This window comes from Aeromonas sp. s1(2024) (genome assembly GCF_040908005.1).
GTDB lineage: Bacteria > Pseudomonadota > Gammaproteobacteria > Enterobacterales > Aeromonadaceae > Aeromonas > Aeromonas caviae.
Map to the genome: position 1 here is coordinate 1 of NZ_JBFOCW010000093.1, position 4,314 is coordinate 4,314.

Genomic DNA, 4,314 nt, shown 5'->3' on the forward strand with positions numbered 1-4,314 from the left:
GGCGTTGTTGCCCAAATCGATGCAGCTTGAATGGAACTAACTGAGGACTTGGTGATCTGATCACCACCATCTCCTTCAAGTCTGCATCATGAGCACGTCGCTTCACCCCATCACCAACTGGCCTACATACAACAAATCTTTGATTAACCGTGGTTCACTCACCTTCTGGGTTGATGCCGAGGCCATGAACAACTGCTTTCACCACGGCCATCATGGGCGGCGGGGCCGCAGCCAACTATACACTGACCAGACCATCTGCACCTTCCTGATGCTCAAGGGGATTTTCAACCTCACTCTGCGGGCACCCAGGGACTACTCGACTCCCTGTTCGAGTTGATGAACGTACCGCTTTGTGCCCCCGATTACAGCTGTGTCAGCAAGCGAGCACGCACGGTGGCGGTGGCTTATCGACAGCCCTCTAAGGGGCGCATCACTGACTTGGTTATCGATTCGACGGGCCTGAAGGTATTTGGTGAAGGCGAGTGGAAGGTCAGAAAACACGGCGCCGAGAAGCGGCGAGTGTGGCGCAAGTTGCATCTGGCGGTAGACCCGGTGACCCACGATATCGTGGCGGCGGAAGTCTCGCTGGAAAATGTCCATGATGCCGAGGTGTTGCCGACCTTGCTCAACCCACTGCGGCGCAAGCTGGGACGTGTTTATGCGGATGGCGCCTATGACAGCAAAGCCAGCCATCAGCTAATCTCGCGCAAAGGGGCGACAGCCTGTATCCCGCCTCGCAAGAACGCTGGGCTATGGGAAAAAGGACATCCAAGAAATGAGGCTGTGCTGGTGATGCGCAAGGAAGGGCTGGCGCACTGGAAGAAGATATCGGGGTATCACCGTCGCTCGCTGGCGGAAACGGCGATGTATCGGTTCAAGCAGTTGCTGGCGGGGAGAATCAGTCTGCGTAACTACAATGGCCAAGTGGGAGAAGTCATGGCGTATGTCAGTGCCATAAACAAACTGAATACCCTTGGTCTGCCTGTCAGAAAGCCCCGAGTGTAACGGTCACTTGGGGCTGGGGCAGTTGTGGCTTGATGGTTGATTTGGGAAACAGCGCCGCTGTCTTGGCGATTTTGCATACCGTCTAAGCGCGGGTGTTAACCTGTCCTACTTGCGAGGGCGCCCTTCTGCTGCCATACCCTGTACCAGATTGAGGCGTCAGCCAAAGCAAGGAGAGCATGATGTACACCTACGACATTTCATTTCCGGAGCATGCAGAAAAGCTGGTTCATCCGGATCACCTTCTCACGACTCACTGTCCCGTCCATATCGGTGAGCTGGTGATCCTGGGCGATGGCAGCAAGCGGGAGGTATGCAGCATCGTCCACAGTGCCGAGCGCAGTACCCTCTATGTCACGGACGTGACGCCCGGCAAAGTCACCGCCAGCCGTTGATCCCTAGCCGGCGTTCAGAAAAGAGTGGCCATTGAAATCGAAGGCGCTGCGCCCCTCCTCGGCCAGCGCCATCTCCTGCAACACCTGGAGTGCCATCTTGTTGCCCTTTTGCGAGGCCTGATAGAGCCACTGCTTCGCCTCGGCCAGTTCAACCCGCCCGTTGACCCCCATCAGTTGCAGGATGCCCACCTTCAGCATGGCGGGCACATCACCGTTCCTGGCTGCCAGCTCCATCCAGCGAAACGCCTCGTGCAGATCCCGCTTCACCCCGGCCCCGCGCAGATAGACCTCTCCCAGCCGATACTGGCCGAGAGCGTCCCCCGCCTGCGCAGCCTGACGATAGAGTCGGATGGCGCGATCCATATCCTGCTCGCTCCCCTGCCCCACTTCATGGCTCCAACCCATCAGCGCCTGTGCCCGTGGCTGGCCCTGCTCCGCCAGCGGCGTCCAGATCCGGGTCGCCTCATCAAAGTGCCCTGTCCGCCAGGCGCGGTTGGCCGCCGCCAGCTCCTGCTCAGTGGAGAGCGGGATCAGACGCCAGATGACCAGCGCAATGAGGGCGATGAAGAGCCAGCGGGCGATAGTAGGTTGCATGACATTTTCCGTGATCTGGTTCGCATTTCGTCTATGTAAACGAAATGTAGCAACAGATCAAGCAGGAGATCACCTGGGTTCACCCTCTTTCATGGGGTCGCTCTTTGCGAACTTGCAGTTTGAGGGGCTACACAACAAAATAACTGTATATATAAACAGTGCATTGGTGATGTGATGGCAGGACGAGGCGCGAACCACAATGTCGAGCACCGCTTCAGCGGCCCGCAAATCGAACCAGTTGACGACGGCTGGAGTCAGAGCGACTGGGACGCGGCATTTGCCGCCAGCGCTCCCCGCACCGAGGTGACGGAGATCAGCGCCCGCAGCATCATCAGCTACAACGATTCGCCGGATCTTCCCTTCGGTCGCTCCATCAATCCCTATCAGGGGTGCGAGCATGGCTGCCTGTGTCATGCTATAAGACACTAAGACATTAGGGAAAGTGCGAACAAGTATCCCACGAACAAAAAATGAAAATTTTAGTCATTTAATATCAATGGGTTACCAGTAAATGCTCTCGTGCCATATGACTTATTCGCACCTTCCATTAGTGAGCATCAGCCCGTAAGGAGTGAAAAATTGTGGCCGAAATGATATCGTTTTGGCATGTAATTAAGGAGTTGGGGCTAATGAAAAAATGGATATATGAAAAATCTCTGGCGATATGCTTAGGAGCATTAGCACTATACATATTAATCTGGTGCACCGTTTCATATATAGGCGTTCAGGTGACATACGTTCTTGGGCCTATAATTTTAATGTTCGGGCTGATAGCTTACTTTACCGCTCCATCTGAAAAATTAATTGATAAGGAATAGTCGATGAAAATTTTGAAGTTTTTTTCACTCGGTTCGCTTTTGATAATCGCTATAAATTTTGGCCTTGCACTATATTCATCAATGAATGGAAATTATAATGTTGGTTATGTGCATCGTATGGTATCCTTCATTTTTATATTCGTCATATCCACAACCTTGTGGCTGATTGTTTTTGCGTTTAAAAAATACACAGCAAAAGAAAAGGAAAGTGCGAACAAGTATCCCAAGAACAAAAAATGAAAATTTTAGTCATTTAATATCAATGGGTTACCAGTAAATGCTCTCGTGCCATATGACTTATTCGCACCTTCCCTGGGTCTTTGTTTCTGATAGAATCTTCAACAGCAATCCAGCTTGGGGTTTTTCGAGTTTTGGGAATTTTTAACGAACGCATTTCTTTTCGATAAATGTTCCAAGCAGCACTTGTGAAATCTGATTTTCGTTCAGACTCTTTGTTGGCCCTGTCAAATTCGATAATGACATTGAAAAAATCGGAGCTTATAAGGTTCTCACGAGTGTAGATTTTGCCAGTGTCGAGAATTGCAATATCAATTCCTTGACTCAATAGGTCACTGAAAATGCGTGTTGATTTGATGATTTTCTGTCTTGAAAGCCTGTCAAAGTTTTCAATCAGCAAAATGCTGTTCGGCTCGACAAGCCCGCTTTGGACGAGATCAATGAAACAGCCAAGCTGACCTTGGGTAGCGTTTTTGCCACGGAATGCCGACACACCAAGGTCTTCCAGCGTGGTGTCTACAACGAGACTATGGCGTTCAAGGAAGCTCTCAATGTCGCTCTGACGAGCGTAGGACGTGCCAAATTCTTGCTTCTTGGTCGAGAAACGGATGTATGGATAGCATTTGCGCTGCATGGTCAGCCCCGGAATCGGTGTAGTGTCTTTTAGAGTAACACGGCTGCATCTACTGCTATGCCAGACCCAGCCACGCCTACCTTGAGCTCTCACCCGGGCTGGATTTCGAGAGCAAGCTGTTTGCCAAAATCAATGCTGCCGAGCTGCTGCGACGGGAGTTTGCCAAACCAGCCTATCAGCCACAAACCATCGTGCTGGGGGCCAATACCGATCCCTATCAACCCATCGAGCACCACTATCGCCTGACTCGTGAACTCCTGACGGTGATGCTGGCTCATCGCCATCCGGTAGGGCTCATCACCAAGAGCGCCATGATCCTGCGCGACCTCGATCTGCTGACCGAGCTGGCCCGAGAAGGGTTATGCCAGGTGTTGACATCCTCCCCACCTTAGCGCTTCGCGTCACAGGAGGGGGATTCCCATTACTGGGTGATAGCTGCTCGCGCAGTACCGGGTTCCTGCTTCATCGGGCGGCCTGATTGCACCACGCCTCCACAGGCTAAAACGGCGTGTCCCGCCGCTAAAATATTGCGAGCGCCGTTCACATCGGCGTTCGCCTCATAACCACACGCAGCGCATTTAAACTGGCTTTGCGTCTGGCGGTTATCCTTCGCAGTATGCCCACAACAGGCGCA

General features: G+C 52.5%; 5 protein-coding genes and 3 pseudogenes. 5 read left to right on the forward strand and 3 right to left on the reverse strand.

The features are described from left to right. Window positions 1-88: 88 nt before the first annotated feature. A pseudogene (locus AB5Y70_RS21480) lies at window positions 89-1,005 on the forward strand (IS5-like element ISAs13 family transposase). 176 nt (window positions 1,006-1,181) lie between these two features. Beyond that, window positions 1,182-1,397, forward strand: a complete 216-nt coding sequence (locus AB5Y70_RS21485; RefSeq protein WP_124245003.1) for a hypothetical protein — start codon at window positions 1,182-1,184, stop codon at window positions 1,395-1,397. Between the two features lie 3 nt (window positions 1,398-1,400). On the opposite strand, the gene AB5Y70_RS21490 is transcribed toward AB5Y70_RS21485, so the two are convergent. Beyond that, window positions 1,401-1,991: a tetratricopeptide repeat protein gene (locus tag AB5Y70_RS21490; protein ID WP_010674803.1), complete on the reverse strand. Its 591-nt coding sequence runs from the start codon at window positions 1,989-1,991 to the stop codon at window positions 1,401-1,403. A gap of 174 nt (window positions 1,992-2,165) precedes the next feature. Between AB5Y70_RS21490 and AB5Y70_RS21495 the strand changes: the two are divergent. Then, a pseudogene (locus AB5Y70_RS21495) lies at window positions 2,166-2,408 on the forward strand (radical SAM protein); the annotation flags it as partial. A 404-nt stretch (window positions 2,409-2,812) separates the two neighbouring features. Then, on the forward strand, window positions 2,813-3,049 hold the full coding sequence (locus AB5Y70_RS21500) for a hypothetical protein (protein WP_010674806.1): 237 nt from the start codon (window positions 2,813-2,815) through the stop codon (window positions 3,047-3,049). A 19-nt stretch (window positions 3,050-3,068) separates the two neighbouring features. Here the strand turns inward: AB5Y70_RS21500 and AB5Y70_RS21505 are convergent, their stop codons facing one another. Then, window positions 3,069-3,680, reverse strand: a complete 612-nt coding sequence (locus AB5Y70_RS21505) for a recombinase family protein (RefSeq protein ID WP_010674807.1) — start codon at window positions 3,678-3,680, stop codon at window positions 3,069-3,071. A gap of 38 nt (window positions 3,681-3,718) precedes the next feature. On the opposite strand from AB5Y70_RS21505, the pseudogene AB5Y70_RS21510 reads away from it, so the two are divergent. Beyond that, a pseudogene (locus tag AB5Y70_RS21510) lies at window positions 3,719-4,054 on the forward strand (radical SAM protein); the annotation flags it as partial. A 47-nt stretch (window positions 4,055-4,101) separates the two neighbouring features. Here AB5Y70_RS21510 and AB5Y70_RS21515 read toward each other — a convergent pair. Then, the coding region (locus AB5Y70_RS21515) for a zinc ribbon domain-containing protein (protein ID WP_368175974.1) at window positions 4,102-4,314 on the reverse strand (213 nt) is incomplete at its 5' end.